The sequence below is a fragment of the Serratia sp. NFX21 genome, from assembly GCF_048517035.1.
Taxonomy (GTDB): Bacteria; Pseudomonadota; Gammaproteobacteria; order Enterobacterales; family Enterobacteriaceae; genus Serratia; species Serratia quinivorans.
Map to the genome: position 1 here is coordinate 3142452 of NZ_CP183196.1, position 25543 is coordinate 3167994.

A 25543-nucleotide genomic window follows, 5' to 3' on the forward strand; every position below is an offset into this window, starting at 1 on the left:
TACCCCGTAACTCTGGATGCTACGGGGCATCAACCCGCGTAATCTTATCCGCGCGCCGCCGCCTCCAATCCGGCGATATCCAGTTTGACCATCTGCAGCATCGCTTCGGTGACCCTGCGTACCTTCGCACTGTCGGAGTCACTCATCAGTTCGGCCAACCGCTTGGGAACTATCTGCCAGCTCAGCCCCCAGCGATCGCGCAGCCAACCGCACTGCTCAACCTTGCCACCGTCACTCAGCGCTTGCCAAAGTCGATCGACTTCTGCCTGATCGGCACATTCGACCATAATGGAAAAACTGTGATTGAAAGCATCCAACGGGCCGGCCTCAATTGCTGCATAGCGCTGATCGCCAAGGATAAAAGACGCCAGTTTTACGCTGCCGGCCGGGCCGCTGGGAGTATCGGCCGGCAAGGTAGATTGCCAGGTCAGGGAAGAGCCGGGGATCAAAGCGATATAGCAACGCAGCGCCGCTTCCATATCCTTCTCAAACCACAGGTGTTGGGTAATTTTCACGATACCCCCTCCGCTACTGGTCCAGGATAGGTTCGAAGCCGCCGAAGATCATACGTTTACCGTCAAACGGCATTTGATCGCCGAGCGCTTTCATGCGCGGATCGGCCATCATCTTCTGGTTGGCGTCATCGCGAACTTGTTTTGACGGGTATTCGATCCAACTGAACACCACCACTTCGTCGGCCTCGGCCTTAACCGCACCGCGAAAGTCAGTGAGTTTTCCGTCGGGAACATCATTGCCCCAGCATTCGACGACCCTCGTAGCCCCAAACTCTTTAAACAGCGGTGCAGCCGCGGCGGCCAGTTTTTGATACGCCTCCTTATTGGCGGCCGGCACCGCCACTACAAAACCATCAACATATTTCATCGGAGTGTCCTCTTGTCGATTAGACAGTCGGGATGGCGCCGGCGGAACTGCCTGCGCCCTCTTCCATTTTAGACCCCATTAGCGGGGTCAACCATGACGAGGGCGGCCGGGCTTTAGATCTCGGTGGAATGGTGCGGCAGGAATTCTGGCGTGGCGACCCGGTTACGGCCGCTATTTTTGGCTTTATAGACCGCCAGATCGGCGATTTTCAGCAGGTTGTCCAGATTTTGTCCGGAACCGCCGATGCAGGTGACCATACCGATGCTGACGGTGATCTGTAAAGCAGCACCTGCGGGCATGTTGATGGATTCAATTTCAACTCGGTGACGCAGACGTTCGGCCAGCGATAGCGCATCCTGCTGTTGCGCAATAGGTGCGACGATCGCAAATTCTTCACCCCCCATGCGGCCAAACAAATCGTTATCGCGCAGATCGCCAGTAATGGCGCGGGTAAAGGACAGCAGCGCCGCATCGCCGCCGGCGTGCCCAAAGCGGTCATTGATCGATTTAAAGTAGTCGATATCCAGCATCATGATGCAGATCCGCTCGCCCTTTTGGCTAACCAGCCGCGTTCCGCGCTGCATAAAAGCGCTGCGGGTCAATACATGGGTCAGAGCATCATGATTCGCCACGTGCTCAAGCCTTTGCAGCAGCGCATTGCGAGCAAAATTCATACTGGCCACGGCAATAGGTCCCAGCGCCAGTAACGCCACGCCAAGTCGCATCGACACCGTGTTTTGCAGCATTTTCATATCAAGGTTAGTGGTAATCAGGCCCAGATCTATCGCCAGGTGGCACCACAACACATAAACCAATACCGCGATCATTGTGCTGAACAGCGAGAACGACATCGCCAACCATAGCAGGATCGGCATCGGGAAAATCACCGCTCCGGGGCCACCAATCAGGATGCTACCGATGCAGGCCAACAGCAGCAGAAGTAACACCGCGATTTTTCTGACGGTATTGGGCCACTGGCTGCGTAGGGCCACGGCCTGGAAAATGCTGCGCAAATAACCTTTCCAGTCCCGCGGAAAAGCCAGAATAAACGGCATCAGCGTGATGTAGTTGGTAAATTCCGAAGACAGCCACAACGCCAATGAAGGCAGATACTGGCGGCCAAACAGCAACACCGAAGCCCCGGCACCAAGTAACGCCGTAGCTGTCGCGCTCGCCAGACAGATAGCGAACAGATAAATGCTCGATGAGGTGCGTTCCAGGGTTCTGACCTGCGGCGATAAACGCATAAACAGATAAAACCCGACCGCCACGCCGGCAATATTGGCACCATTGAGCAATATGGCTTTGCCCAGCGGGCTGCCGGTGATCAGATCTGCCGCCAAATAGCCTGACATCGCCATCAACCAGCCAACAGGACTGCCCATGGCCGGGTAGCGTACCAGCACGGCCAAAAGTACCGCATTGGTTGGCCAAAATAGCGCTAACAGACCGATGGGACGACTTTCAATACCCAAAATGCAGGCGCAGAACACCAGCAAAAAGACGATTAGCGCGAGGCGCAATTTAGTGGCGTCGGGTAACTCAGTGGTGTGCATCTTGCTTCCAGAAGCTTGCGAAGAATACGGATAAAATTCGACCTGCATGATGGCGGCCATTAGCCTGCTCACCCTGTCTGGCAATGCCTGTTTGGTGAACAGCCAGACTGACATTATTGCCAGTTTTCGCGGGTCTGGCATCCGTTTATTGAAAATATAAAAATAGTATTATGTTTCAAACCATAGCGGCAGACGTCCAGCGCATTCACACCGGTTTGAACGGGTAAGGAGACGCCCGCAGGCGAAACCTCTTGCAGATAAAAAGCGCCCTGCGGCGTTAACAGGGCGTCGGGATGTCTTATGTGGCAGAACTACGCCGGCAGCAGTCAGTGTTGAGGTTATTTCAACCGGAGCATCTTCCCGAGCAAAATATCGGTTGATTCGAGCATGTCCGTATCAATGCCTGCGGAGGGCGTAAAGGTCAATTCGCCAAAAACCGGTTTGCCGTTGGCAATATAAAAATCGACACGGACAAACTCAAAGGGCGCAGATAATTTTCTGGCGTACTCGAAGAGCTCGTCATATCCCGCGGGTTTAACAAAGGCATCTATCTCCTGCTGACTAAGCGCCAGGCAATCCTGGCTGTAGCAAAGAAACTTGAAGTCTTTGTCAAAAAAGTAATATTTCGGCATGCCGGTTTCTCTGCCAACACAAAGTAATGTGCAGTAAGGAACACCATGGAAACAGTATATTTTATAATCATCAGGGCCATGACCACTGGATGACTCTATAAATTTCTCACCTATTATCTTTTTATTGATTTGCTTATAGTTCAGCTCTGCATAGACCTTCCAGTAGTCCTCTTTCATCCAGTTATCAATGGTTTTCGCGGCCCTGGTAACGTCCAGGGACTTTTTATCCTGACAAATCAGGTTGTAACCTGAACCATGGTTGCCCTTAATCACAAACTTATCAGGCAAGGAATCCCAAGGGATCTCATCGACTGAATCGCAAACGAAGTAAAGCTCATTGAGAATTTCTTCACACCCTTTCGCCTTCAAATACTCCCTGACTGCGTATTTATCCGCACATTGCGTAACCAGTGCATTGTTGCTGTAATCGTTAAGTTTTAGATAGTTTATCTTTTCGTTCCAGGTCACAGGCGGGTTAAGATTTAACCTCTTCCCGAATGCTTTTTTATATATTAATTTGGTTTTAAAAGTCGGTGTGAATGTAGCCAATTGGTTCATGATAAATTTATTAATATTCTTTTTCATACAACCTGTCTCATAACTTGAACAAAGTATTAAAACGGCTCCTGGAAGGAACCAAAGGAGATTTGTTGCTATTGGCTGTTATTGCTCACTGCGCCATTGAATCATCGCCGGCGCGGTACTCAGATCAAATTTATTCTCGCCCAGTACCCGATTGAGGATGCGGGCCGATCGCCAGGCCACCAGACTGAGCTGAGGATCGGCAATCCCGTGGTGGTCCATGCTGGCATTGACGGCAAACAGAGCATTCTCATGCTCCCCCTCGCGCTCCAGAGTAAAATCAGAGGCAATACGATATTGCCCATCGGCATCGGTTAACATCCGGTCCGCCAGGGAGGCAAGAAAAGCCGGTTGAGCCTGTTCATAACCGGTAGCAAAGATAACCACATCGGCATCCAGGGTCTCGCGCCCCTGGTCAAGATGATGCCGCGTTTCCAACCGATAAAAATTATCCTGGGCATTAAGGGCCGTCACGGAGCGGCTGGGTAGCAGGCGTACCCAGCGTTTTTCTTGCAGAACATCGAAACGGTGATACATGGCGCGATAAATAGCCAAAAGAGACTCACTGGTGATGCCATCGGAGGTCATTTTTTGTTCGCGCAGCATCTGCTGTTTGGCGGTGTTGCTGAGCGTGTAGAAGTCGTCGACATAATCGGGCGTAAAATACTCGTTAGCAAAGGCCGCTTCATCAAGAGCGTTGTAGTTGTTACGCCGGGAGATCCAACTCAGTTGCTCTGGCTGGCCCCACTCGCCCTGAAAAATATTAAGGAACAGATCGGCTCCGCTTTGACCCCCGCCCACAATGGCCACGCGTTTCCCGCTAAGGTTTGGCTGGCGAAACATCATTTCGCTGGCGTGAAAACATTGAGCATTTTGTTCGGTCACGCAGTCCGGCAGTTTGACTTTCTTGCCAATGCCCACGCAGACATGTTTAGCGTAAAACACCTGATTCTGGGTGGTGACAACATACTGCCGCTGTTGGCTATCAAACTCCACGCGCTGAACGTCCTGGTTGAAAACCAGCGAATCCAGCCCCGTGGCAGCCCAGTGAAGATAATCGGCAAACTCTTCGCGTGACACCGTGCGTTGTTCCGTTGTCAGGAAACGGTAGAATTTTTTCCTTTTCACCAGATAGTTGAGGAAGCTAAAAGGGTTGGTTGGCGAGACGGCGGTCACCAAATCCTTCAAAAAACTGGTCTGCATACTGCATTCCGCCAGGATCATGCCTGGATGCCAGGAAAACTGCGATTTGCGCTCGAGGAATTTGCAATTAAAACCTTCGATTTCGCTGCCAAGGGCAGCAATACTGAGGTTGGACGGACCGATGCCAATACCGATAAAGTCCAAACACGGGTTCATTAGAGTGCTCCTGAGTGAATAATTAGACTGGCCGAGAAATTTATCCGGTTGTAAAAAGAACAATTAAATAATAATCACAACATGATATTATTATTGCCACCCTGACAATTGAAGACAAATTAACCCTGCGCCATTAGTGTTATCGCGGAGTCATGAAAAAGGTGTGCTTTTGGAAAGAATTTCGAGGAAATGAAATTCAATGGGACAACAGAGGAATTCATAACATATCCCTATGTTAGTTTGCATATTCCACATGGCATCATCCTTAATTAGACACAGCCTGTTCAGAGTAGCGCTAAAGTTGCACGTTGACATGTGAAAAAAAATAACATTAGGGCTAACACATGAGTTGTTAATGTGAAATTAAAAGTGAAATCGTAAAAAATCATAAAATTTCACCTTGGTTTAGGCCGTGTTTCGGCTGGGAAACAGCCAGTGAAATGCTCCCCCAAAAGAAAAATTGATTAAATATCAACAGATTGATTAGTTTTATGGCTACAAGGGGAGGAATCAAACAAAAGTCTGTAAGGTTTCTGGTGATTTAAGTCATCCCATACGCCTTAAAGTGGGTCAAACGGTATTTTGCCATTCTTCTGGAAAGTCATTAACTGGGAAAGTTAGCGATTTAAAATAACTTTCCCATAGAAATTAATTTAGGGCCTGGCTCAATCTATTGCCGTATTTCCCCTATTGATAGATTCGTGCCTCATAAGGACGAAGTATTTGTCGTTCACCCTGGTGGGAATAATTACTCAACAACAATGATCTTTTTCCCAATGGCAAGAGTTGAGAGTCAATTTGTTGTGTTTCACCACTCAGGTTGCACAATACCCACCCTTGACGTTGATCCAGGTTACGGCTGTAGGCGTAAATATGGGGATGCGCCGCCAGTTGTAATTGGTAGCGGCCGTAGACCCACATCGGATCCTGCTTGCGTAGGCGGATCAAGGCCCGGTAAAAACTCAGCACCGAATCCGGCTCGTTACGCTGACGCGCCACGTTAATCTGTTCAAAGTTGGCATTCAATGCGAACCACGGCGTAACGGTACTGAAGCCAGCATGAGGCCCGTTGTCCCACTGCATTGGGGTTCGTGAATTATCGCGCCCACTACGACCGAGAAACGCCAGGATCTGAGCTTCATCCATGCCCTGCTCCTGCAGTTTGGCAAAGCGGTTTCTGGCGGCAATATCGTTAAAATCCGCCAGACTCGTGAAGCGGGTATTGGTCATCCCCAGTTCCTGGCCCTGATAAATAAACGGTGTTCCCTGCATCAGGAAATACATGGCGGCGATGGCGGTAGCACTTTCACGCCAATACTGCCTGTCGTCACCCCATTTAGAGACCACGCGCGGAATATCATGATTTTCGACGTACAACGCGTTCCAGCCTTTCCCTTCCAGCAATGTCTGCCAGCGGGTAAAGATCTCTTTCAGACCCATCACATCTAGCCCAGCGTCCGGCGACTGCTGATGGCTGCTTTCCCACAGTTTGACGTGTTCAAACTGGAAGATCATATTCAGACGGCCGTGCTGTTCCCCCACCCAGTCCTCGCCCTGCTGTGCCGAGGCCCCGTTCATTTCGCCCACCGTCATGATGTCGTAGCGGTTAAATACCTGCTCGCACAGGTCATCGACATAATCCAGCAGGCCGTCATAGTTAAGATGCCGTTCGAACGACGGCACATAACGCAGTCCCTGCGGGTTGGGCATATCGGTCAGGCCCGGCTGTTTTTTCATATGGCAGATAGCGTCGATGCGGAAGCCGTCAATGCCCTTATCCAGCCACCAGCGCATCATGTCATACAGCGCCGCACGCACCTGTGGGTTTTCCCAATTCAGATCCGGTTGACGTTCAGAGAACAGGTGCAGAAAGTATTGTTCGCTGCCGGGGTCATATTTCCAGGCGGAACCGTTGAAAATGCTTTCCCAGTTGTTGGGTTCCGCGCCGTTTTTGCCATCGCGCCAGATATACCAGTCGCGTTTGGCACTCGATTGAGATGACCGGGATTCGATAAACCATGGATGCTCATCCGAAGTGTGGTTGACCACCAAATCCAGTATCAAACGCATGCCGCGGGCATGCACTTCGGACAACAAACGGTCAAAGTCAGCCATGGTGCCGAACTCCGTCATAATGGCCTGATAATCACTGATATCGTAACCATTGTCGTCGTTCGGCGAGCGGTACATCGGGCAGATCCAAATCACGTCAATGCCCAGCCACTGCAAATAGTCCAGCTTGTCGGTGATGCCATTCAGATCGCCAATGCCATCGCCGTTAGAATCCATAAAGCTGCGCGGATAGATCTGATAAACCACCGCCTGTTTCCACCAACGCACGGTTTGCCCACTGCTCATGTCCCGACTTCCTTTAATTGATTAATGCGCCTGTTCCGACGCCAGAATGCGCTGGAATGCCTGGCCCTGAGAGTCAAACAAATAACAGCACTCCACCGGCAGACGCACACCCACCGTATCACCGGCCTGAATGGTCGAACGCTCGGGATTACGCAGTACCCAGGGCTCGCAAGCGTTGCCATTATCCAGATAGAGATAGGTTTCATTGCCCATGTGCTCAACGAACATCACCTCCCCCTGAAACTCGCACTGGGCCAGTTCACCGCCGCGAATATGCTCCGGCCGAATGCCGACGTTAACGCTCTGGCCTTCCGCTCCGGCTGGCGTGGCGATCGGCAGTACCAGCGCCTTACCGTTGTCCAGTTCCACCACGCTTTGGCGTTCACCGGCACGCCGTAAAATTGCCGGGATCAGGTTCATTTTTGGCGAGCCGATAAACTGCGCGACAAATTCATTGGCTGGCTGGTCATACAGTTCCAGCGGCGTCCCCACCTGTTCAACCTGCCCCTGGTTGAGCACCACAATGCGATCGGCGAGCGTCATGGCTTCCACCTGATCGTGGGTGACATAAATAATGGTCGACCTCAGCCGCTTATGCAGCGATGCCACCTCCATACGCATCTGTACCCGTAGCGACGCGTCGAGGTTGGAAAGTGGTTCATCGAACAGAAACAGCTTGGGTTCGCGCACGATGGCGCGGCCAATCGCCACCCGTTGCCGCTGACCACCGGAAAGATCCTTCGGCCGACGTTCCAGCAATGGCTCAAGCTGCAAGATACGCGCACTCTCACGTACCCGATTGTCGATTTCCGCCGCTGAATGCCCCGCCAACTCCAGCGCAAACGCCATGTTTTTATACACGCTCATGTGCGGGTAAAGTGCATAAGACTGGAACACCATACCGATGCCACGTTCGGCGGGCGTATCGTCATTGACATAGTTGCCATCGATATACATGCCACCGCTGCTGATCTCCTCCAGCCCGGCGATCATCCGCAACAGGGTAGATTTGCCACAGCCGGAAGGTCCGACGATCACCACAAACTCTCCGCTATTGATCTGCAGATCCAGCGATTTGATCACCTCGGCGTTAGCCCCGTAGCGTTTTTGCAGTTTTTCCAGCGTTAATTGCGCCATATTCCTCCCGTTCTCACACCCAATTGGCATTTGGCGGGACGCCGACCAGCGCCCCGCCATCCGGCTTATTTAAGGTAATCGAGCCACGGCCCCTGGCGCGAAATCATCACGTCCACCAGTTCGGGGATCGCCCGGCACTTGTCGTTGACCGAATCGACCAACAGCGCCTGGATCACCAGGTCACGCGAGCCTTCAATGACCGCGTCGGCGGTCAGATCGTGAATGGCAATCTGATTGCTGAGCAAGCCACCGATGCCGGCCGGCATATTGACCTTGATGCCATGCACGCCCTTGCGATCGATAATGGCCGGCACTTCAACCGCAATAAATTCCGGCAATTGTTTGATAAACCCAAGGTTAGGGATATTGACCGCCGACTCTTCATAGCCGGAATCGGTCAGGATCCCTTCCATGATCGGCACCACGCGCTCTTTCAGCTTCAGTTCTATTTTCGGCTGCACATGGCCGAGGTAATTGCGATAGAAGGTGTAGAAATCGAGGATGCCGCGATGATCGCTAACCTCACTGGCCCAGCGGATGTATTCGCCAAAATGACTGTCGCCGGTGATCGGCAAGTGGTGGAATTTTTCCAGAATTTCTTTAAACAGCGTGCGGTCGGCCCAGGGATAGGCACTGTCTTTGCCGCCCAGCGCATCGCGCTCGGTGCTGCCCTCGGTCTGTACCAGTTTGCCGTGGGTACGGGTGTAAGCCAGAATGTCACTGTAGCCCGGCAGGCGGGAAAAATAATCCGGTGCCTTGGCACGCACATCGGCATAAGCGTCCTTACCACTGTCTTTGTAGCTGGCTTCCAGCAGTACGCTAAAGTGGTTAAGCCCGGCGGCCCGCAGGTTGAGGTTTTCAAACGAAGTGCCGAGCATTTCCGGCAGATAGCGCTCCAGCGAGGCAATTTCGTGGCACATGCCGACAAAATTGAGCTGCGGGAAGCGACGATGCACGGTGGTGCAGATACGGCTCATCGGGTTGGAATAGTTAAATATCCAGGCATTTGGGCAGATGTCGGCGACGTCGGCGCAGATGTCGAGGATCGGCGGAATAATCCGCAGCGAGTGGAACAGCCCGCCGGGGCCACCGTTTTCGCCATACACCTGCCCAATGCCGTATTGCTGCGGGATTTGCCAGTCCAGATCCCACAGCGCAAAGCGGTCGCCCACCTCAATGGAGATAATCACAAACTCCGCCCCGCGCAGCGCGGTTTTACGATCGGTGGTGGCACTGACGGTAAAGGGTAAATCTTCCGCCGCCAAAAATTCCCTGGCGGTTTTCTCGGTCACCGCCAGAGCGGCCGGGTTGATGTCATGCAGCACAATTTCGCTGCCGTATAACGTTTTGCTCTGGAAGATATCCCCCAGCGTGCCGTAGCCGAATTGCGCGCTGCCCGCACCCACTAAAACGATTTTTGTAGCCATTGGTTTGCTCCTGCTTAGGGTTAATCGAAAATCAGCCTTTTACTGCGCCGTTGGTTAATCCGCTGACGATACGGCGCTGGAAAATCAGAACCAGTGCGATGATCGGCAGTGTGACGATGACCGAGGCCGCCATGATGGCGCCCCAGGGAAGTTCGAACTGAGAGGCGCCCTGCAGCATGCCAATCGCTACCGGCACGGTGCGTTTGCCGCTGGAGATGACAAAGGTCAGCGCGAACATGAATTCATTCCAGGCACCAATAAATGCCAGCAGCCCGGTAGTCACCAGCGACGGGCCCATAATCGGCGCAAAAATACGGCTGATGATGGTCCAGGTACCGGCACCGTCGACGATCGCCGCCTCCTCCAGTTCCGCCGGGATCGCCTTCATAAAGGTGGTCAGCACCCAGACGGTAAACGGTAGTGAAAAGGTGGTATAGGACAGCACCAGCGCGCCCAGAGAGTCATACAGCCCCATAAAGCGCACCAGTTCGAACATGCCGGACAGCACCGCCACCTGCGGGAACATCGACACGCAAAGAATGGTGAACAGCAGATACTTGCGGCCGCGAAAACGGATACGCGCCAGGGCGAATGCGGCGGTAATTGACACCAGCAAGCAGATACCCACCGTTAGCGTCGCCACGGCGATGGAATTGAGCAGGCTGCGGGCGATGCCGTTTTCCAGCAACGCCGTCAGGTAATTGCCCCAGTGCAGGTTGCTCGGCAGATAGGCGACCTGGAATAAATCCTGCCCCGAACGCAATGAGGTGATCAGCGCGTAATAGAACGGAAACAGGCAAATCAGGCTGGCCAACGCGGCAGCGGCAAATATCAGCGCCTTGTGGCCGTACTTTTGCTGTTGGCGACTCAGTTTCATGCGCGTTTCTCCTTATCATTCAGGCGACCCAGCGTGAGGAAACAGGCGGCGATACCTGCCACCATCATAAACACCAGCACCGAAGCGGCCGAGCCAGAACCCATCTCCTGATAGCTGACCATGCGGTCGCGGGCATAACCGGATACCGACACCGTAGCCTCGCTATTCGAGGTCAGCACATAAATCAGATCAAACACCCGCAACGCATCCATCACCCGGAAAATCAGCGCAACAATCATCGCCGGCATAATCAACGGCAAGGTAATACGGCGGAAACGCTGCCAGGCGTTGGCACCATCGACCCGCGCGGCCTCATACAAATCACCAGGGATCAGTTGCAGCGCAGCCAGCAACATCAAGGCCATAAATGGCGTGGTTTTCCAGACGTCGGCAATCACCACCGCCCACATCGACAACCCCGGCTCCGCCACCCAGGCCAACGGCGTGGCGATGATGCCGCTTTTGAGCAGCAGATCGTTGACCACGCCGTACTGATCGTGAAACATCCAGCCCCACATCTTGGCGGAAACAATGGTCGGGATAGCCCAGGGCACCAAAATGGCGGTGCGGACCAGCCCCTGCCCACGGAATTTCTGGTTCATCAGCAACGCCAGCAGCATGCCAAACACCAGCTCCAGCGAGACGGATAACAGGCTAAAGCGCAAGGTGTTGCCCACCGCCAGCCACCACAGCGGATCCGCCAGCACGCCGTAATGGTGGCCGTCCGTAGTCAGGTCAAGGTAGTTGGCGAAACCAACAAAGCGATAGTCGTCCGGCGCGTCCAGCATGGCGTCGGTGAAGCTGTAAAACAGGGTGCGCAGCAGTGGCCAACCCGCCACCGCCGCCAGCAACAGCATGGCCGGTGCCACCAGCAGCCAGGCGATACGGCTGCGACGCTGTTGGTGATTAAGCTTGCTGCGCCTGACCGACCGCGCTTGGGCAGGGGCTGGCGTGGCCGTCAGGGATAAAGCGTGAGTATCGCGTTTCATGCATCAGACTCCGGCGGTTAATGGATAGTTACCCTGCTTTCAACGCCATCCTCTGGCTTTAATCCGTTCCAGTCTTTGCTGTAGATCCGCCACTGCCGTGACACCGTCACTATCACCGCGCAGCACGTTAAAGGTGGCGTTGTAGATAGCCCGGGAGACCTGCGCATACTGCCTTTTGGTTTGGGTTGCCGGGCGCGGCATCGCCTGGGCGAAAATGCCCTTGAAGTCCGCCAGATAAGGCGCCTGTGCCAGTACCTGCGGATCGTCGTATAGCGCCGTGCGGGAAGGTGCCTGGCCCAGCAGCGCCAGCGCCCTTTTTTGCGATTCGGCATCGCTGACGATTTTCAGCAGCGCGATGGCCGCCTGAGGGTTTTTGGTATAACCGTTGATCGCCCACTGCCAACCGCCCAACGCACTGACTGAACGGCCATCTGCGCCTTTCGGCAGCGGCATCACGCCCACCTTGCCGCGGATCGCACTGCTGTTGTCCTGTGCCAGCACGTAGGCGTATGGCCAGTTGCGCATAAACATGGCATCGCCGTTCTGGAATACCGCCCGCGACTCCTCCTCCATGTAGCCAAGCGTTCCTCTGGGGGTAATCTTGCCGATCCAGCCGGCGGCCATATCCAGCGCCTGCGCCGCCTGTGAGTTGTTGATGGTGATATTGCCTTCGGCGTTGATAAAACTGCCGCCGTTCTGTGAAGCTACCCATTCGAGTGCGTTGCAGGTCAGCCCTTCATAAGATTTTCCCTGGAACACCAGCCCCCAGAAGTTCTTATGACCGGCGGCACGTTCACCCTGCTGAATGCGGGTGGCGATGCGGGTCAGATCGGCCCAGGTTACCGGCGGCTGTTCGCCGTATTTTTCCAGCAGATCCTTACGGTAGTAGAGCGCGCCGCTGTCCAGATAGGCCGGTACCGCTTTGACCCGGCCGTTAACCACGTTGTTTTGCCAGGCGGCAGGGAAAAAATCCGGTTGGATGTCGCTCACGCTGTCGGTCAAATCCAGCAGGTGCTTGTTCAGTACGCCGATCCACACGGTATCGGCCTGGAACAGATCGATGGCGCTGGCGTCTTTGGCCGCAAACAGTTGCTGGAACAGCGACAGTTTTTCATCAGAAGCGGGAGGCAGATCGATAAACTCCAGGCTATGGCCAGTCTGGGCCTCGAAGCGCTGCTTGATCTCATTGCAGTACTGGCGCCCCTCTTTGCTGGGTGCGCACTGCATGCGCAGCGTGTCGGCCTGCGCCTGGCCCGCTGACAACGCCAGTGCGGCAGCAACCATACTCGGTATCAATCTTCTCATTGCATCCTCTGGGGTGGCGGCTGGGAATACCGGCATGGGAGCAAGCTATCGAAGGCGGGTCATTGGCGGAAATCGTTTTTCATCGCTACGATATAGAAACTTTCTATACCACCAGTGGAAAATATGATCGTGGACAAAATTCTGCGGCAGTTTATCGAAGTAGCGATGTTCAAAAATGTGAGTCATGCAGCAAACAAGCTTTGCCTGAGCCAGCCAACGCTGACCCACAACATGAAGAAACTGGAAGAAAATCTGGGGGTGCAACTGCTGGAACGTACCTCAACCGGAGTGAAAACCACCGAATACGGTGACCTGCTGCTGGAGCAGGCACAGATGATGCAGCGAATTTACGACAATACGCTGATCAAACTGGCATTTATCAAGGAGCGTCAGGAGCAGAGCTTGCGCATGGGCACCGGTCATGCCTGGTGGTATATGTTTGTGCGCGACAGTTTCAACGCCTACCGCAGGCTGCACCCGTCGGTGAACATCCATATCGATCTGGGTAACCATCTGCGCCTGATGGATTTACTGTTGGGCGGCGATATCGATTTGTTTATCGGTCATGAAATTCAGGGGTTGAACCCCAAGGCAGGCATCAGTTTTCTGCCGCTGTTCGGCACCAGCGACACCATGTTCGTACGAAGCGGGCATCCATTACTGGGCCAACCGGTAGCGCCGGACGCATTACTGGACTATCCCTGTGTCGAACTGACGCCGGATGAAAGCCGCTATCATCATATGGTGGAGGATATGCAGCCGAAAAAGCTGGCGCGCAACCGCCTGCACCTGGCGGAACGGGTGATCTGTTCGACCAACTCGATGATGTCGGCAGTGGATATGATCAACGATTCCGACGCGGTGCTGCTGGCCTATCCTGCCTGCATGGCGGGCTATTTTGCCGATTACGGGATCGAGCCATTGCAACTGACTCAGCCAGGCCAACGCTGTACCGTCGGCATTTATCTGATGCGCGAAAAAGCGGATGCCCCTCACCTGGTGCAGATGCAAAGGTTAATGCAGCAGCATCTGGAGCCGATCCGCCCTCTGTTGTAATTGTCATCCAGTCGATAACGCATCATTGGGCGGCCCCGGTACCTTTCTGGGCATATACTTAACAGAGTGTTCAGGATGGAGGTAACTGCGATGAAAACAATGATCCCTGTGCTGTTGATGCTGATGCTGTCCGGCTGTATGGGCAGAGGCGGCCCACAGGATGTCCCGCCACCGCCCGTACATAACGATCCACAAACCTGTAATAACACGTCCGCCAGTGCCAACAGCGATTGCTCGCAGTCCGTGGTACCGGCGATGCACTGAGTTTGCTCTGCACCTCAGTGTCGTTAATTTATGCACTTCCGTGAACGCCCCCTCTCCCAAGGGAGAGGGTATTATTACGAAGATTGTTCTTCGTCGTTGGCCAGGTTTTTCGCCTGTTGCTTCATAAACACCACTTCCTGCGGGCTGGACATATTGACCCGCTCCGCGCGCAGCAGCTTGAGGATATTGAACAGCAGTTCGCTTTTGGTGGCACCCACCATCCGTGGGCTGGCTACATAACCGGTCACGCTAAGAATAATGCCGTCCGGGCCAAGCTGACTAAAACGAACATAAGGTGCAGGCGTTTCCTGAATCGCTTCATACTCCTGGTAAGCACTCAGCAAGATATTACGTACCTGCTCCGGATCGATATCCGTCGGGAAGGTCAGCGCGATGGTCACCACGCCCTGCGCATTGCCCATGGTGGCATTACGCACGTTTTGCGAAATCAGCTGCGAGTTGGGTACGATCATGGTCGAACGGTCACTAAGTTGGATCTCGGTGGCGCGCACGTTAATACGACGCACATCCCCTTCTACACCGCCAATACCGATCATATCGCCCACTTTTACCGGCCGTTCGGTCAGCAGGATCAGGCCGGAAATGAAGTTCTTCACTATCTCCTGCAGACCAAAACCGATACCCACCGACAACGCACTGACGATCCACGCCAGATTGTTCCACTGGATGCCCAACGCCGCCAGGGTGATCAGGATCAGCAGCACGTAACCCACATTGCTGAACAGCGTGACCAGTGATGCACGAATACCAATGTCTGAAATGGTTTTCGGCAACAGTTCCTGACTCAGCCAGCGCTGGGTCACCCGCAGAATATAGATACCGATCGCCAGACAAATAACCGCGTTAATCAGGTTGCCCGGCACAATGTTCAGCCGTTGCAGCCCTTCGCCGCTCAGAATGGCAATGATCTTGTCCAGCAACGAGTTGGGCGTGGTGGTGCCGAACGAGCCGTTAAACAGCGAGACAATCATTAATAACAACAGAGAACACTTGGCAATGGCGGTGAAGATAATCGCCATTTGCTCCAGGTGACGGTCTTTGAAGTTGAAGGACTTTTTAAGCATCTTGCCGCTGGCGGTCTGCGAAGAAAATATCGCACCGCACAGATCGGTGGCGAACATCAGCAGAAAATAAAACGCCATCAGTACCAGAGCGACCCAGATCACTTGATAGGTCAGGAATCGGGCGAAGGCGATATACCCCACCAACAGTGAAAACAGGATTATCACCGAACACACCAGGGTGCTCATGTGCAACAAGCCACTGAGAGTAGAGCGCTTCTCTACGTGCTCACCCTGCTGCTCCAGTTGGCGGCGAATGCGCTGGGAACGCAGCGGCATCGCCAACAGCACCATACCGATTAATCCGGCAACCAGACCGTTGCCGAAAATGGTGGTGCCCAGACTGGCACTCACCACGTTGTTGATAAGCTCAATTGAGCCAAATGCCAAGGCTAACCCGGCCAGCAGCGGCGAGAAATAGCGTAAACCGGCGGCCACCGCGTCATCCATGGCACCCAGACGCCATGACGGACGGTTAAGAGACAGCGTCGCCCGGCCCAGACCGGCAATCAGTGCGCAGAAGATCCCCAACCGATAAAAGCCTTCGGCAAAATCTTCCAGCATTCCCGGCAACGGCTGCACGCGGGTAAAAGTGAGATACAGCAGATTCAGCGCAATACTGGTGGTGATAACCGTAACGGTGACGGTCATTATCGCCATAAAGCTGCGGCGTAAACGGCCATCCGGCAGAAAACGAATACTCACCCAGGCCAGAAAACGCTCGGAAAAATAACGCCCCCATGACCAGATAATCACCGCCAATACCAAAAAAGTGAGAGTGCCATAGCGCCACTCTTCCTGCCAGCTGGTGTCCCAGGCCTGTTTCATGGCCGTATTAAACTCGTCCAAGCGCTGCATGTCACTGGCGGCAGGTTGCACCACCGGCGACCAAAACTTGCTGCCCAGCACGCTACCGGTATTCAATGCCAATTGGGTTTTGAACGCCACCCGACGCAAATCACTGATTTGCTGGCCCAGATCAATCGCACCGGCCCGCATGGCCTGTGCGCGTTTCACCGCATCATCCAGTTGTTTTTTACTGTTATTCAATGTATTACGCTGCTGCACCACGGCGGCGGTTTCGGCCATCGAACCGGCGGCCGGCTGCGGGCCTAGCACATCAAGTTGCCCCTGCAGTTTCTCCTGCGCCGGTTGCAGATCGGTTGCCAGTTTATCCAACCCGGCGGCCAGATCGTCGGTAGCCAGCTTCAGCTTGCTGAGTTGGTTATCGTTGTCGGCCTTGGAGACCTGCTGTTTGATGCTGTCCAACTGCTTTTGGTAGTTCTTCAGCGCAACCGCAGGGTCTACCGGGGCTTCAACAACAGGAACATCATCATCCTGTGCGGCGACGCTGGTCAGCGGCGCCAACTGCAAACCAAGCAGCAGGAACAGGAAAAGAATAATTTGACGGGGCTTTAACATAAATTCGGTGCTCAGCATTTGCATGATAGACAGACGAAACAAGCGGGCCGGTATTTACCGTCCCGCTTGGCTAATCATAAACTGTGATTATGATAACTGCTTAATCTGCGCTTAAATATCAGTATTACTCCCATTCAGCACGATTATCCGCACCGCCGCCTCTGTCTGCATAATCCCGCCAGAGTTTTCCGCTTACGGCACTGATAACTAGAGTAATTCACAGTGGCGTAAGCGGACAAAGCGCCCTATACTCAGCTCACTCATTAACCAACGAAATAAAAGGAGGATTACTATGCCGATGTGTGAATTGTTTTTTTACTCACACTTCTATAGTAATCGCTGCTGCTCAAGCATTACCGGTATCGTGCTGCGATAACCCAGGCTTGAGCGAAGCTGATTAAAATCTGAAGTTCCTTCCCTCCGGCTTACCGGGTTGTCGTCAGCGATGTTTGACGATAGGCATCTGCATGCCTGTAACTCTTGAGTAAGCAATGACCACATTACTATCTGCACAATCTGTCGGTTACGACAACAATTTCGGCCCTCTGCTGGTTGAGGTTTCCTTCAGCCTGAAAAAAGGCGATCGCATCGGTTTAATCGGCCACAACGGCTGTGGCAAAAGCACCCTGCTTAAAATCCTCAGCGGCGATCTGCCTGCCGGTACCGGCAGCGTCACCCCTTCCCACCAGTGTCTGATGGCGCGGGTAGAACAGCATCTGCCTGAAGCCCTGCACGACTGTACCCTGCTGGATGCGGTACTGGCCCGGCTGCCTGAAAATCAGCGCATCAGTGAAAGTTGGCAGGCTGAGGTTCTTCTGACCAGCCTGGGTTTTGCGCCACCGTCATGGACGCTGACCGCCGGTACCCTGAGTGGCGGCCAGCACACGCGTCTGCTGCTGGCACGAGCATTAATCCGCCAACCGGACTTGCTACTGCTCGATGAACCCAGCAACCATCTGGATCTTCCTACTTTGCTGTGGCTGGAGCGGTTCCTGCAAAGCTGGTCCGGCAGTTTTGTGCTGGTGTCTCACGATCGCTATCTGCTGGATCAGGTCACTAACTGCACCTGGATTTTGCGCGACAAGACCCTGCAATTCTTCCGCTTACCCTGCACTGCTGCGCGCAAGGCGCTGGAGGAACAGGATGCGGCGGATGCCCATCGCCGTCAGGCGGAGCAAAAAGAGATCGACCGTGTAGCGAAAAGCGCCCATCGGCTGGCCATTTGGGGCAAGGTTTACGACAACGAAGATCTGGCCCGCAAGGCCAAGCAAATGGAGAAACGCGTTGACCGGCTGAAAGAGGAGCAAACCACGCTGAGCGCGGGCAGCCAATGGCGGCTCAGGCTGAAGGGAGAGGCGCTGGATGCCGATCGCCTGCTGGCCCTGCCACCAATGGAAGTTCGCCCGGCAATCGACGCGCCGGTGCTGTTTCGCCTCGACCCATTGCGGGTCAAAAGCGGTGACCGCATCGCCATCGTCGGACGCAATGGCTGTGGGAAATCTTCTCTGCTGCATCATCTGTGGCGTGAGTATCAGGATACGACCCTGCGGGAAACGATTTTCCATCCCCGGGTTCGCATCGGGTATTACGATCAAAGCCTGCAGCAACTGCACGATGATGACACGCTGAGTGAAGCATTAACCCACTTTGCGGCATTGACCGAAGATCAGCGCAAGATGGCGTTGATTGGTGCCGGTTTCCCCTATCTGCGTCATCAACAACGCATCAGTACCCTGAGCGGTGGCGAGCGTTCACGCCTGCTGTTTGTCGGCCTGACGCTGGCCAACCATTCGCTGTTGTTGCTCGATGAACCCACCAACCATCTGGATATGGAAGGCAAGGAGGAGCTGGCGGAGACTTTGCGCCAGTTTGACGGCGCAGTCATATTGGTCACTCATGACCGAATGCTGATCGAAAATAGCTGTAACCGTTTCTGGTTGATTGACCATCAGCGGCTGGAAGAGTGGCAGGATCTGGAGCCGGTTTACGCCCGGCTGGCAGAAGAACGTGACACCGTCACTATGACTATCCCAAACCAGGATGCCGTCAATCATCCGTTGCAGCACGATGACGAGGAACGGCTGTTGGCCGCGCTGTTTGAACTGGAAAGCAAACTGCAGGAGGATTTGGCGCGCAAGCCAAAACATCAAAAAACGCACTTGCAGCAACAATGGCGCAGTGAGATTTCCACCCTCACCGCACGACTGAATCTGGACTAACCTTTACAGGCCGCCCGCGGGCGGCCTTTCCACAAGGCTCCGCTGCCGGACTCAGACGACCGATTTGGGCTTTATCGGTTCCACATGCCCTACCGCCCGCGAGATACTCGGGTAAAGCGCACGTAACTGGCGCTCTATGCTGTCTACCGCCGCATGCGCCGACGCGATAGAAGCCGCCGGGGAAACCCGACAATGGAAATTGACGATAATGCCGCCAGCGGTTTTACGTGCGCGGATGTTATGAACGTCCTGCACCATCTCGCCTTTTTCCACCGCGGTTTCCAATATCTGGCGAATGCTCGCCAGTTGCTCAGGTGCTACATCTTCGCTGGCGATCCAGTGATTCGTCTGGGGTTCCAGATGAGTTTCGATCTCCGTATCTTCACCAATCGCCTGCCGTAACAGCGTTTCAATCTCACTGGCAATTTCATGCGCCTGCGCCACGTTGGCACTGGCCGGCACGGCCAGATCCATGCTGATCGACATGCGCTCCGGCAGTTGCTGCAACGCCAGATTTTGCACTACCGCGCCGTGGTTGGCGGCGATCACCCGGATACGCGTCGCCATGTCTTCATCACTGCGGGTTTGTGGATTAGCTATAACCGTGGCTTCGGCATGAGCATATTGCTGCTCCAGCCGTTCGGCAATTGATTGCTTCAACGCGTTGATGCGTTCCAGCGGTAAAGTGCGACAGACCGCGACGGTGACCTCAATAAACAAGATGGCACCGGCGTTGCGAATGCGGATATTTTCCGTGGCCAGGATCGCCGGGAAGGACTCCAGCAAAGCACCGATCTCCTCCTTGGCACCGGCCGGTGCCGTGTCCATCAGCGAATCAAACGAGCGTTTACCCAATTTCACCGCTGCCACTACGATAAAACAAGCGACGATTAGCGCGGCGATGGCATCTGCGCGGGTGAAGCCCAGCATCACAAAGACCATACCTAACAGCACCACGGCGGAGGCAAGCATATCGGAGAAGAAATGCAGTGCGTCGGCTTCCAGCGCCGCACTGTCGGTCGCCTTCGCCACGCGATTGAGCGCCCTGACGCGGAAAAAGTCGACCACAATCGAGATCAACAGCACGGCAATCACCACCGGAGCCGCGACAATTTCATGGGCCTCCCCCAACAGGCTTTTGCCGGCCTCATAAACAATCCACCCCGCCGCGCCCAACAGCAGCAGCACTTCAAACAACGCCGCCAGGTTTTCGACTTTGCCATGACCAAAATGGTGATCATCATCAGCCGGTTTGTCGCTGATACGCACCGCCAGCCAGGTAATGCTGGTGGCGATAAAATCGGTGAAAGAGTGGATCCCTTCGGAAATAAGACCAATACTGCCGGTAAAAATACCGGCAATAAATTTACCGGTTGCCAATAGCCCACTGGCTATCATGGAATTTCTGGCAACGGATTGTTTTTCATTTTGCATATTACGGCTCACATTCAAATGGGCAATTCATTTTTTTATTTTAGTAGAGCATTGCCAGACAAAGGCAACCAGCAGCATAGTACCCGAGAATGTCAGTATTAAACTAGACAGGAATTCTGATTTTCCGGTTGAATAAAAATAAATCTCATTCACACCAACAGAGATCATCAAAATGGCATAAAGTAAGCCAAGAATAAGAAGGATCATGGTGGTTATACTCCCAAAGTCCCCATTGGGCGCTCAGAGTTTAATCGCATCCTCCCCGTAGTAAATAAAACCTTCAGGGAGGATGCATCCAGGCGGATCTTTAGCGTTCATTAATCATCCCATTTAGTGCTCATATAGGCGGCTAACAGGCCCAGTGAGCTGATAACGCTCAGGAATCCTACAAAAATTGTCATATTTCCCATTATCTTGTCCTCGGTTAACTATTATCGATAGATGCCCCTTTAATTAAAAATCGGGGATTGTCATTACTCATGAGTATTTACGTTGCTCCTTTTCGGTGAGATAAAATACCCGCCCCGGCTACGACACGGAGCGGATGTCGGTTTAAATCCCCAGAATATACTGAGCGATTTTGAAGTAAATAATCAGGCCGGTGCCATCAATAAAGGTGGCGATAAAGGGTGCCGACACCACCGCCGGGTCAATCCCCAGCCGCTTGAGCAGCATTGGGATAATCGAGGAGACAATGGCGCTCCAGACGGTGATCGCCACCAGCGACAGGCTGACCACCATAGTTACGTCCATGCCCACCCCCATGATCCAGGCGCGCGCCCAGGCGGCTATACCAATGGTGGCAGCTATCAGCAGCGAAGTAGACACCTCTTTGCGGATCACTGCGCCCAGGTTACGCAAGCTGACTTCGCCAAGCGCCATGGCACGAACCAGAGTGGAGGTGATTTGGGTGCCGCTGTTACCGCCGGTACCAATCAGTAACGGGATGAAGAACGCCAGCGCAATCGCTGCTTCCAACTGTTCTTCAAATGCCTTTAGCACATTCCCGGTGTAGGCTTCCGCGACAAACAACATCAGTAACCAAACCGAACGCTTGCGCCATAACGCCCAGGGGCTGGTTTCCAGATAAGGTTTATCCAGCGGCAGGCTGGCGCCCTGGCGCTGTGCATCCTCGGTGTTTTCGTCTTCAATCAGTCGGGCAATTTCTTTTTCACCCAACACGCCCACCAGGGTTTTATTGACCACCACCGGCACCACGTCCAGCCCGCCCTTACCCAATAAATGCGCGACATCATTACGATCGTCATCGGGTGAAACCTGAAAATAGCTGTGGTTGATCATGACCCCAACGGCTTTATCGTTATCTTCACATTGCAGTAATTTTTTAACCGAAAGTGTACCGCGCAAATGATAATCGTCGGCGGTAACAAACAGTTGCGTCGGAATTTCGTCGGTTTTAAGTTGCGAAAGAAAATATTCCTTTGCTTTATTAACCGTCATATTACCTGGGATGGTAATGAAATCGGCGTTCATATAGCCCGCCACCGAAGACTCATCAAGAGTTTCAGTTGTGGCCAGCGCCGGGGATAGTGTGTTGTGATGTGACTTCATTATGTTAGTCCCTATTTCTGTTTGAACTTCAACAGCGAATCGCATAGGGGCGTTAACCACAGAGGGAGTGCAGAAAGCCTATCTCCGCGTCCAGGTTTTAGCACTATACAACGTATCTGATGTATTCATCAGAAGTTACCTTGGGCTGAACCTTAATCCGATAAAGCCTGTCTTAACCTTGGGCATCTCTCGATGTCGTCAGATCAGTAACCTGTGTTTGTATAGGAGCCTCGCCAAACGAGATACTGCATATAAACTACGGGAGGCAGTATAGGCGCGTTTTTTATTTTCGGGTGAAAAACTGGCTGACCGTTTATGAAACATTTAGAAAAATAGATTAACAGCGGACCAGATTCATCCCAATCCGCATTATTAAATCGTCAATGCGCGATGATATACACATTTTTATCGTACAGCGGCCCCTGCCGGGTAAAGTCGATGCCCTTTACATAGGGTTTGACCAGCGTAGCGTTGGCTTCGTAATAAACCGGAGCCACCGGGGTATCTTTCGTCAGCAGATCTTCGGCCTGTTGGAAATACTGTTGTACCTGCTGCGGTGTCTGGGCCGCAGTGGCCTGATGCAATAAGCGATCGTAATTTTGATTGGCGTATTTGGCCGAGTTCTCACTGCTGGTGGAGCGGAAAACGTTCAGGAAAGTCGAGGGATCGTTGTAGTCCGCCAGCCAGCGGCTGAAAGCCACGCTGTACTGCCCGTTATTGATATTGTCCAGCACCACCTTGCGCTCCTGATTCTGCAGGCTGACGTCCACACCCAGGTTCTTTTTCCACATGGCGCTGGCGGCGATCACAATCTTCTTAATGGTCGCGTCATTGCTGTACAGCAGGGTAAAGCGTAAAGGACGTTCCGCCGTAAACCCGGCTTCGGCCAGCAGTTTTTTCGCCTGCGTGATGCGTTGTTCTTGTGACCATCCCGCCGCCTCACCGGCCTGCAGTTTAAAGCCACCGGCACCGGTTGGGGTAAAAGTCCAGGCCGGTTGCTGACCGTAGCCCAGCACTTTAGTGGCAATAACCGTTTTATCCAGCGCCAGATTTAATGCCTGACGCACCCGCACATCGTTAAACGGGGCCTGGCGGTTGTTAAAGGCAAAGTAACTGGTCGACAACAGCGGGTAAGTGATTAATTGCTCATCACCCAGGCTATTTTTTAACTGTTGGTACAGTTCCGGTGGCGCACTGTAACCCAGCTCAATCTCTCCGGCCCGGAAGCGCGCCACCTCCGGGAACCCCTGCAGCGGCAGGAAAGTCACTTTGTTAAGCACCGTATGGGCGTTATCCCAATACTGGGTATTGCGCACCACCACCACCTTTTCATTGACCACCCACTGCGCCAGTCGGAATGCCCCATTACCGACAAAGTTCTGCGGCTGCGTCCAGTTTTTACCGTACTTCTCCACCACTTTCGGGTTGACCGGCAGCACCGGGAAATGGACCAACTGTTTGAGCAGATAAGAGTTAGGCTCGGCCAAGGTCACCCGTAGGGTATGTGCATCCAGCGCTTTCACGCCCAGTTCTGTCGGTGGTTTACTGCCGGCATTAATTTCCGCCGCATTTAGCACGTAGGCGGATGCCAGATAACTGCCGTAGGGAGAAGCGGTTTTTGGGTCAGTCAGGCGTCTCCAGCTAAAGACAAAGTCCCCGGCAGTCACCGGATCGCCGTTGGACCACCTGGCGTCCGGGCGCAGATGGAAGGTCCAGACATTGCCCTGATGCTCCCATTTTGTCGCCAACGCGGGGATCACTTCGCCATTTTTACCCACCCGCAATAACCCTTCAAACAGGTCATTGAAGATATAAAACTCTACGTTGCTTTCCGCCAGATTCGGATCCAGCGTTGCAGGCTCATAGCCATTGGCCCGTACCAGCTCCTGCGTCGCCGCCAGTGACGTTCCTGCCGGTACCTCGGCGGCGTTAACCCCTACTCCCGCCTGAAAAGACAAGATGATTAGACCAGCCAATCCTTTAAGTTTGAATGAATACTTCACGTCGCTATCCCTTGTTGGTGTTTTGTCGACGTATATATACATTGAAGCAGTTGAATAACTTAAATGATTAAACGCTATGACTCATAACCAAAACAGCACTCGGCAAACAACGTGAATTTCTTTCATATTCAATCAAATAGCTACCCACCATGCCTGGATAATATTCTAAAAGCTTAATTTTTCCTTAAGACGAGATAATTATTGAGCTAAAACTAAAAATAAATTAATACGAATCGTTTTCACTATCATTATTAATGTTCTTATATACAATCAGGGCTCCCAACGTCCGTTTGGCATAATTAGCATTTCCTCTCTGCACTCTCTAAATAAGGATGACTGTATGAAGCTGCGTTTCACTTCTCTCGGCCCGATTGCCCTGTTGGCATCGTCCATGATGCTGGCCTTCTCGGCTAATGCGGCATCCCAGGATGAAGGCATTGTTGTTTATAACGCCCAACACGAAAACCTGGTGAAGTCCTGGGTGGACGGTTTTACCAAAGACACCGGCATTAAAGTGACCCTGCGTAACGGCGGCGACAGCGAGTTGGGCAACCAACTGGTGCAAGAAGGCAGCGCATCCCCTGCCGACGTGTTTTTAACGGAAAATTCCCCGTCGATGGTACTGGTGGATAACGCCAAGCTGTTTGCCCCGCTGGATGCCGCGACGCTGGCCCAGGTTGAACCACAGTACCGTCCGCAACACGGCCGCTGGATTGGCATTGCCGCCCGCTCAACGGTGTTCGTCTATAACCCGGCGAAACTGACCGAGGCACAGTTGCCCAAGTCACTGCTGGATCTGGCCAAGCCAGAATGGAAAGGCCGCTGGGCCGCCTCGCCTTCAGGGGCTGATTTCCAGGCCATTGTCAGCGCACTGCTGGAGCTGAAAGGCGAAAAAGCCACGCTGGAATGGCTGAAAGCGATGAAAGCCAACTTCACCGCTTATAAAGGCAACAGTACCGTCATGAAAGCGGTCAATGCCGGCCAAATCGACAGCGGCGTGATCTACCATTATTATCCGTTCGTCGACGGCGCCAAGACCGGCGAGAACAGTAAAAATATCAAACTGTATTACTTCAAACATCAGGATCCGGGCGCTTTCGTCAGCATCTCCGGCGGTGGCGTGCTGGCTTCCAGCAAACACCAAAAACAGGCGCAAGAATTCGTTAAGTGGATCACCGGTAAAAACGGCCAGGAGATCCTGCGTACCAATAACGCCTTCGAATATGCCGTTGGCATCAACGCGGCTTCTAATCCGAAACTGGTACCGCTGAAAGAACTGGATGCGCCAAAAGTTGACGCTTCTGCATTGAACGGTAAAAAAGTGGTCGAACTGATGACTCAAGCCGGGCTGATGTAAGCCGGTTGATTAGTACAGAGAGTTTTTAGC

The 25543-nt window shown here is 53.4% G+C and carries 21 protein-coding genes and 1 riboswitch; of the genes, 4 read left to right on the top strand and 17 right to left on the bottom strand.

Annotation, left to right across the window (positions count from 1 at the left end; genetic code table 11):
* Positions 1–44: 44 nt before the first annotated feature.
* The 11 genes from ACNT1W_RS14830 to ACNT1W_RS14880 form a co-directional block, all read right to left on the bottom strand.
* On the bottom strand, positions 45–515 hold the full coding sequence (locus ACNT1W_RS14830) for a VOC family protein (protein ID WP_135344286.1): 471 nt from the start codon (positions 513–515) through the stop codon (positions 45–47).
* Between the two features lie 13 nt (positions 516–528).
* Positions 529–882 carry a DUF1428 domain-containing protein gene (locus ACNT1W_RS14835; RefSeq protein WP_017892916.1) on the bottom strand — a complete coding sequence of 118 codons (354 nt, stop codon included), beginning with the start codon at positions 880–882 and terminating at the stop codon, positions 529–531.
* A gap of 113 nt (positions 883–995) precedes the next feature.
* Entirely contained in the window at positions 996–2438 is a 1443-nt protein-coding gene (locus tag ACNT1W_RS14840; protein WP_419245787.1) for a diguanylate cyclase, read from the bottom strand.
* 338 nt (positions 2439–2776) lie between these two features.
* Positions 2777–3655, bottom strand: a complete 879-nt coding sequence (locus tag ACNT1W_RS14845; protein ID WP_261098441.1) for an ATP-grasp fold amidoligase family protein — start codon at positions 3653–3655, stop codon at positions 2777–2779.
* A gap of 78 nt (positions 3656–3733) precedes the next feature.
* On the bottom strand, positions 3734–5011 hold the full coding sequence (locus ACNT1W_RS14850) for a lysine N(6)-hydroxylase/L-ornithine N(5)-oxygenase family protein (RefSeq protein WP_419245788.1): 1278 nt from the start codon (positions 5009–5011) through the stop codon (positions 3734–3736).
* Positions 5012–5698: 687 nt separating this feature from the next.
* The gene (locus ACNT1W_RS14855; protein ID WP_419245789.1) at positions 5699–7369 is read right to left on the bottom strand and encodes an alpha-glucosidase; all 1671 of its coding nucleotides are present in this window, start codon (positions 7367–7369) and stop codon (positions 5699–5701) included.
* A gap of 21 nt (positions 7370–7390) precedes the next feature.
* Positions 7391–8506 carry an ABC transporter ATP-binding protein gene (locus ACNT1W_RS14860; RefSeq protein WP_041418573.1) on the bottom strand — a complete coding sequence of 372 codons (1116 nt, stop codon included), beginning with the start codon at positions 8504–8506 and terminating at the stop codon, positions 7391–7393.
* A gap of 65 nt (positions 8507–8571) precedes the next feature.
* Complete coding sequence (locus ACNT1W_RS14865; RefSeq protein ID WP_012145251.1) at positions 8572–9933, bottom strand: alpha-glucosidase; 1362 nt, start codon at positions 9931–9933, stop codon at positions 8572–8574.
* A gap of 31 nt (positions 9934–9964) precedes the next feature.
* Positions 9965–10810 carry a carbohydrate ABC transporter permease gene (locus ACNT1W_RS14870; protein ID WP_012145252.1) on the bottom strand — a complete coding sequence of 282 codons (846 nt, stop codon included), beginning with the start codon at positions 10808–10810 and terminating at the stop codon, positions 9965–9967.
* Positions 10807–11799, bottom strand: a complete 993-nt coding sequence (locus ACNT1W_RS14875) for a carbohydrate ABC transporter permease (protein WP_017892922.1) — start codon at positions 11797–11799, stop codon at positions 10807–10809. The genes ACNT1W_RS14870 and ACNT1W_RS14875 overlap by 4 nt, the downstream gene beginning before the upstream one ends.
* Positions 11800–11838: 39 nt before the next feature.
* Entirely contained in the window at positions 11839–13104 is a 1266-nt protein-coding gene (locus tag ACNT1W_RS14880; protein WP_112364076.1) for an ABC transporter substrate-binding protein, read from the bottom strand.
* Between the two features lie 123 nt (positions 13105–13227).
* On the opposite strand from ACNT1W_RS14880, the gene ACNT1W_RS14885 reads away from it, so the two are divergent.
* Together ACNT1W_RS14885 and ACNT1W_RS14890 are read left to right on the top strand one after the other, a co-directional pair.
* Positions 13228–14160: a LysR substrate-binding domain-containing protein gene (locus ACNT1W_RS14885; protein WP_419245790.1), complete on the top strand. Its 933-nt coding sequence runs from the start codon at positions 13228–13230 to the stop codon at positions 14158–14160.
* 90 nt (positions 14161–14250) lie between these two features.
* Positions 14251–14424 carry a hypothetical protein gene (locus ACNT1W_RS14890; protein ID WP_017892925.1) on the top strand — a complete coding sequence of 58 codons (174 nt, stop codon included), beginning with the start codon at positions 14251–14253 and terminating at the stop codon, positions 14422–14424.
* A 74-nt stretch (positions 14425–14498) separates the two neighbouring features.
* On the opposite strand, the gene ACNT1W_RS14895 is transcribed toward ACNT1W_RS14890, so the two are convergent.
* On the bottom strand, positions 14499–16928 hold the full coding sequence (locus tag ACNT1W_RS14895) for a DUF3772 domain-containing protein (protein ID WP_026142387.1): 2430 nt from the start codon (positions 16926–16928) through the stop codon (positions 14499–14501).
* 491 nt (positions 16929–17419) lie between these two features.
* Between ACNT1W_RS14895 and ACNT1W_RS14900 the strand changes: the two genes are divergently transcribed.
* Positions 17420–19147 carry an ABC-F family ATP-binding cassette domain-containing protein gene (locus tag ACNT1W_RS14900; protein ID WP_419245791.1) on the top strand — a complete coding sequence of 576 codons (1728 nt, stop codon included), beginning with the start codon at positions 17420–17422 and terminating at the stop codon, positions 19145–19147.
* A 51-nt stretch (positions 19148–19198) separates the two neighbouring features.
* Here the strand turns inward: ACNT1W_RS14900 and ACNT1W_RS14905 are convergent, their stop codons facing one another.
* From ACNT1W_RS14905 to ACNT1W_RS14925, 5 genes are all read right to left on the bottom strand, one after another.
* Positions 19199–20581 carry a cation diffusion facilitator family transporter gene (locus ACNT1W_RS14905; protein WP_218216455.1) on the bottom strand — a complete coding sequence of 461 codons (1383 nt, stop codon included), beginning with the start codon at positions 20579–20581 and terminating at the stop codon, positions 19199–19201.
* Positions 20582–20608: 27 nt separating this feature from the next.
* Positions 20609–20788, bottom strand: coding sequence for a hypothetical protein (locus ACNT1W_RS14910; RefSeq protein ID WP_071593016.1), 180 nt, complete (start codon positions 20786–20788; stop codon positions 20609–20611).
* A gap of 110 nt (positions 20789–20898) precedes the next feature.
* Positions 20899–20991, bottom strand: coding sequence for a protein MgtS (mgtS, locus tag ACNT1W_RS14915; RefSeq protein WP_147284273.1), 93 nt, complete (start codon positions 20989–20991; stop codon positions 20899–20901).
* 142 nt (positions 20992–21133) lie between these two features.
* Complete coding sequence (locus ACNT1W_RS14920; RefSeq protein WP_172491157.1) at positions 21134–22153, bottom strand: magnesium transporter; 1020 nt, start codon at positions 22151–22153, stop codon at positions 21134–21136.
* A 75-nt stretch (positions 22154–22228) separates the two neighbouring features.
* Positions 22229–22402: riboswitch (M-box (ykoK) riboswitch) on the bottom strand.
* A 131-nt stretch (positions 22403–22533) separates the two neighbouring features.
* Complete coding sequence (locus tag ACNT1W_RS14925; RefSeq protein WP_419245792.1) at positions 22534–24198, bottom strand: ABC transporter substrate-binding protein; 1665 nt, start codon at positions 24196–24198, stop codon at positions 22534–22536.
* A gap of 298 nt (positions 24199–24496) precedes the next feature.
* Here ACNT1W_RS14925 and ACNT1W_RS14930 point away from each other — a divergent pair, with 298 nt between their 5' ends.
* Positions 24497–25513: an iron ABC transporter substrate-binding protein gene (locus ACNT1W_RS14930; protein WP_135344281.1), complete on the top strand. Its 1017-nt coding sequence runs from the start codon at positions 24497–24499 to the stop codon at positions 25511–25513.
* Positions 25514–25543: the final 30 nt, after the last annotated feature.

Bases quoted from the DNA above. Each gene is read 5' to 3' on its own strand.
- ACNT1W_RS14835 (WP_017892916.1), bottom strand. From the start codon at position 882: ATGAAATATGTTGATGGTTTTGTAGTGGCGGTGCCGGCCGCCAATAAG.
- ACNT1W_RS14840 (WP_419245787.1), bottom strand. From the start codon at position 2,438: ATGCACACCACTGAGTTACCCGACGCCACTAAATTGCGCCTCGCGCTA.
- ACNT1W_RS14845 (WP_261098441.1), bottom strand. From the start codon at position 3,655: ATGAAAAAGAATATTAATAAATTTATCATGAACCAATTGGCTACATTC.
- ACNT1W_RS14850 (WP_419245788.1), bottom strand. From the start codon at position 5,011: ATGAACCCGTGTTTGGACTTTATCGGTATTGGCATCGGTCCGTCCAAC.
- ACNT1W_RS14855 (WP_419245789.1), bottom strand. From the start codon at position 7,369: ATGAGCAGTGGGCAAACCGTGCGTTGGTGGAAACAGGCGGTGGTTTAT.
- ACNT1W_RS14860 (WP_041418573.1), bottom strand. From the start codon at position 8,506: ATGGCGCAATTAACGCTGGAAAAACTGCAAAAACGCTACGGGGCTAAC.
- ACNT1W_RS14865 (WP_012145251.1), bottom strand. From the start codon at position 9,933: ATGGCTACAAAAATCGTTTTAGTGGGTGCGGGCAGCGCGCAATTCGGC.
- ACNT1W_RS14870 (WP_012145252.1), bottom strand. From the start codon at position 10,810: ATGAAACTGAGTCGCCAACAGCAAAAGTACGGCCACAAGGCGCTGATA.
- ACNT1W_RS14875 (WP_017892922.1), bottom strand. From the start codon at position 11,799: ATGAAACGCGATACTCACGCTTTATCCCTGACGGCCACGCCAGCCCCT.
- ACNT1W_RS14880 (WP_112364076.1), bottom strand. From the start codon at position 13,104: ATGAGAAGATTGATACCGAGTATGGTTGCTGCCGCACTGGCGTTGTCA.
- ACNT1W_RS14885 (WP_419245790.1), top strand. From the start codon at position 13,228: ATGATCGTGGACAAAATTCTGCGGCAGTTTATCGAAGTAGCGATGTTC.
- ACNT1W_RS14890 (WP_017892925.1), top strand. From the start codon at position 14,251: ATGAAAACAATGATCCCTGTGCTGTTGATGCTGATGCTGTCCGGCTGT.
- ACNT1W_RS14895 (WP_026142387.1), bottom strand. From the start codon at position 16,928: ATGTTAAAGCCCCGTCAAATTATTCTTTTCCTGTTCCTGCTGCTTGGT.
- ACNT1W_RS14900 (WP_419245791.1), top strand. From the start codon at position 17,420: ATGACCACATTACTATCTGCACAATCTGTCGGTTACGACAACAATTTC.
- ACNT1W_RS14905 (WP_218216455.1), bottom strand. From the start codon at position 20,581: ATGCAAAATGAAAAACAATCCGTTGCCAGAAATTCCATGATAGCCAGT.
- ACNT1W_RS14910 (WP_071593016.1), bottom strand. From the start codon at position 20,788: ATGATCCTTCTTATTCTTGGCTTACTTTATGCCATTTTGATGATCTCT.
- mgtS (WP_147284273.1), bottom strand. From the start codon at position 20,991: ATGGGAAATATGACAATTTTTGTAGGATTCCTGAGCGTTATCAGCTCA.
- ACNT1W_RS14920 (WP_172491157.1), bottom strand. From the start codon at position 22,153: ATGAAGTCACATCACAACACACTATCCCCGGCGCTGGCCACAACTGAA.
- ACNT1W_RS14925 (WP_419245792.1), bottom strand. From the start codon at position 24,198: ATGTATATATACGTCGACAAAACACCAACAAGGGATAGCGACGTGAAG.
- ACNT1W_RS14930 (WP_135344281.1), top strand. From the start codon at position 24,497: ATGAAGCTGCGTTTCACTTCTCTCGGCCCGATTGCCCTGTTGGCATCG.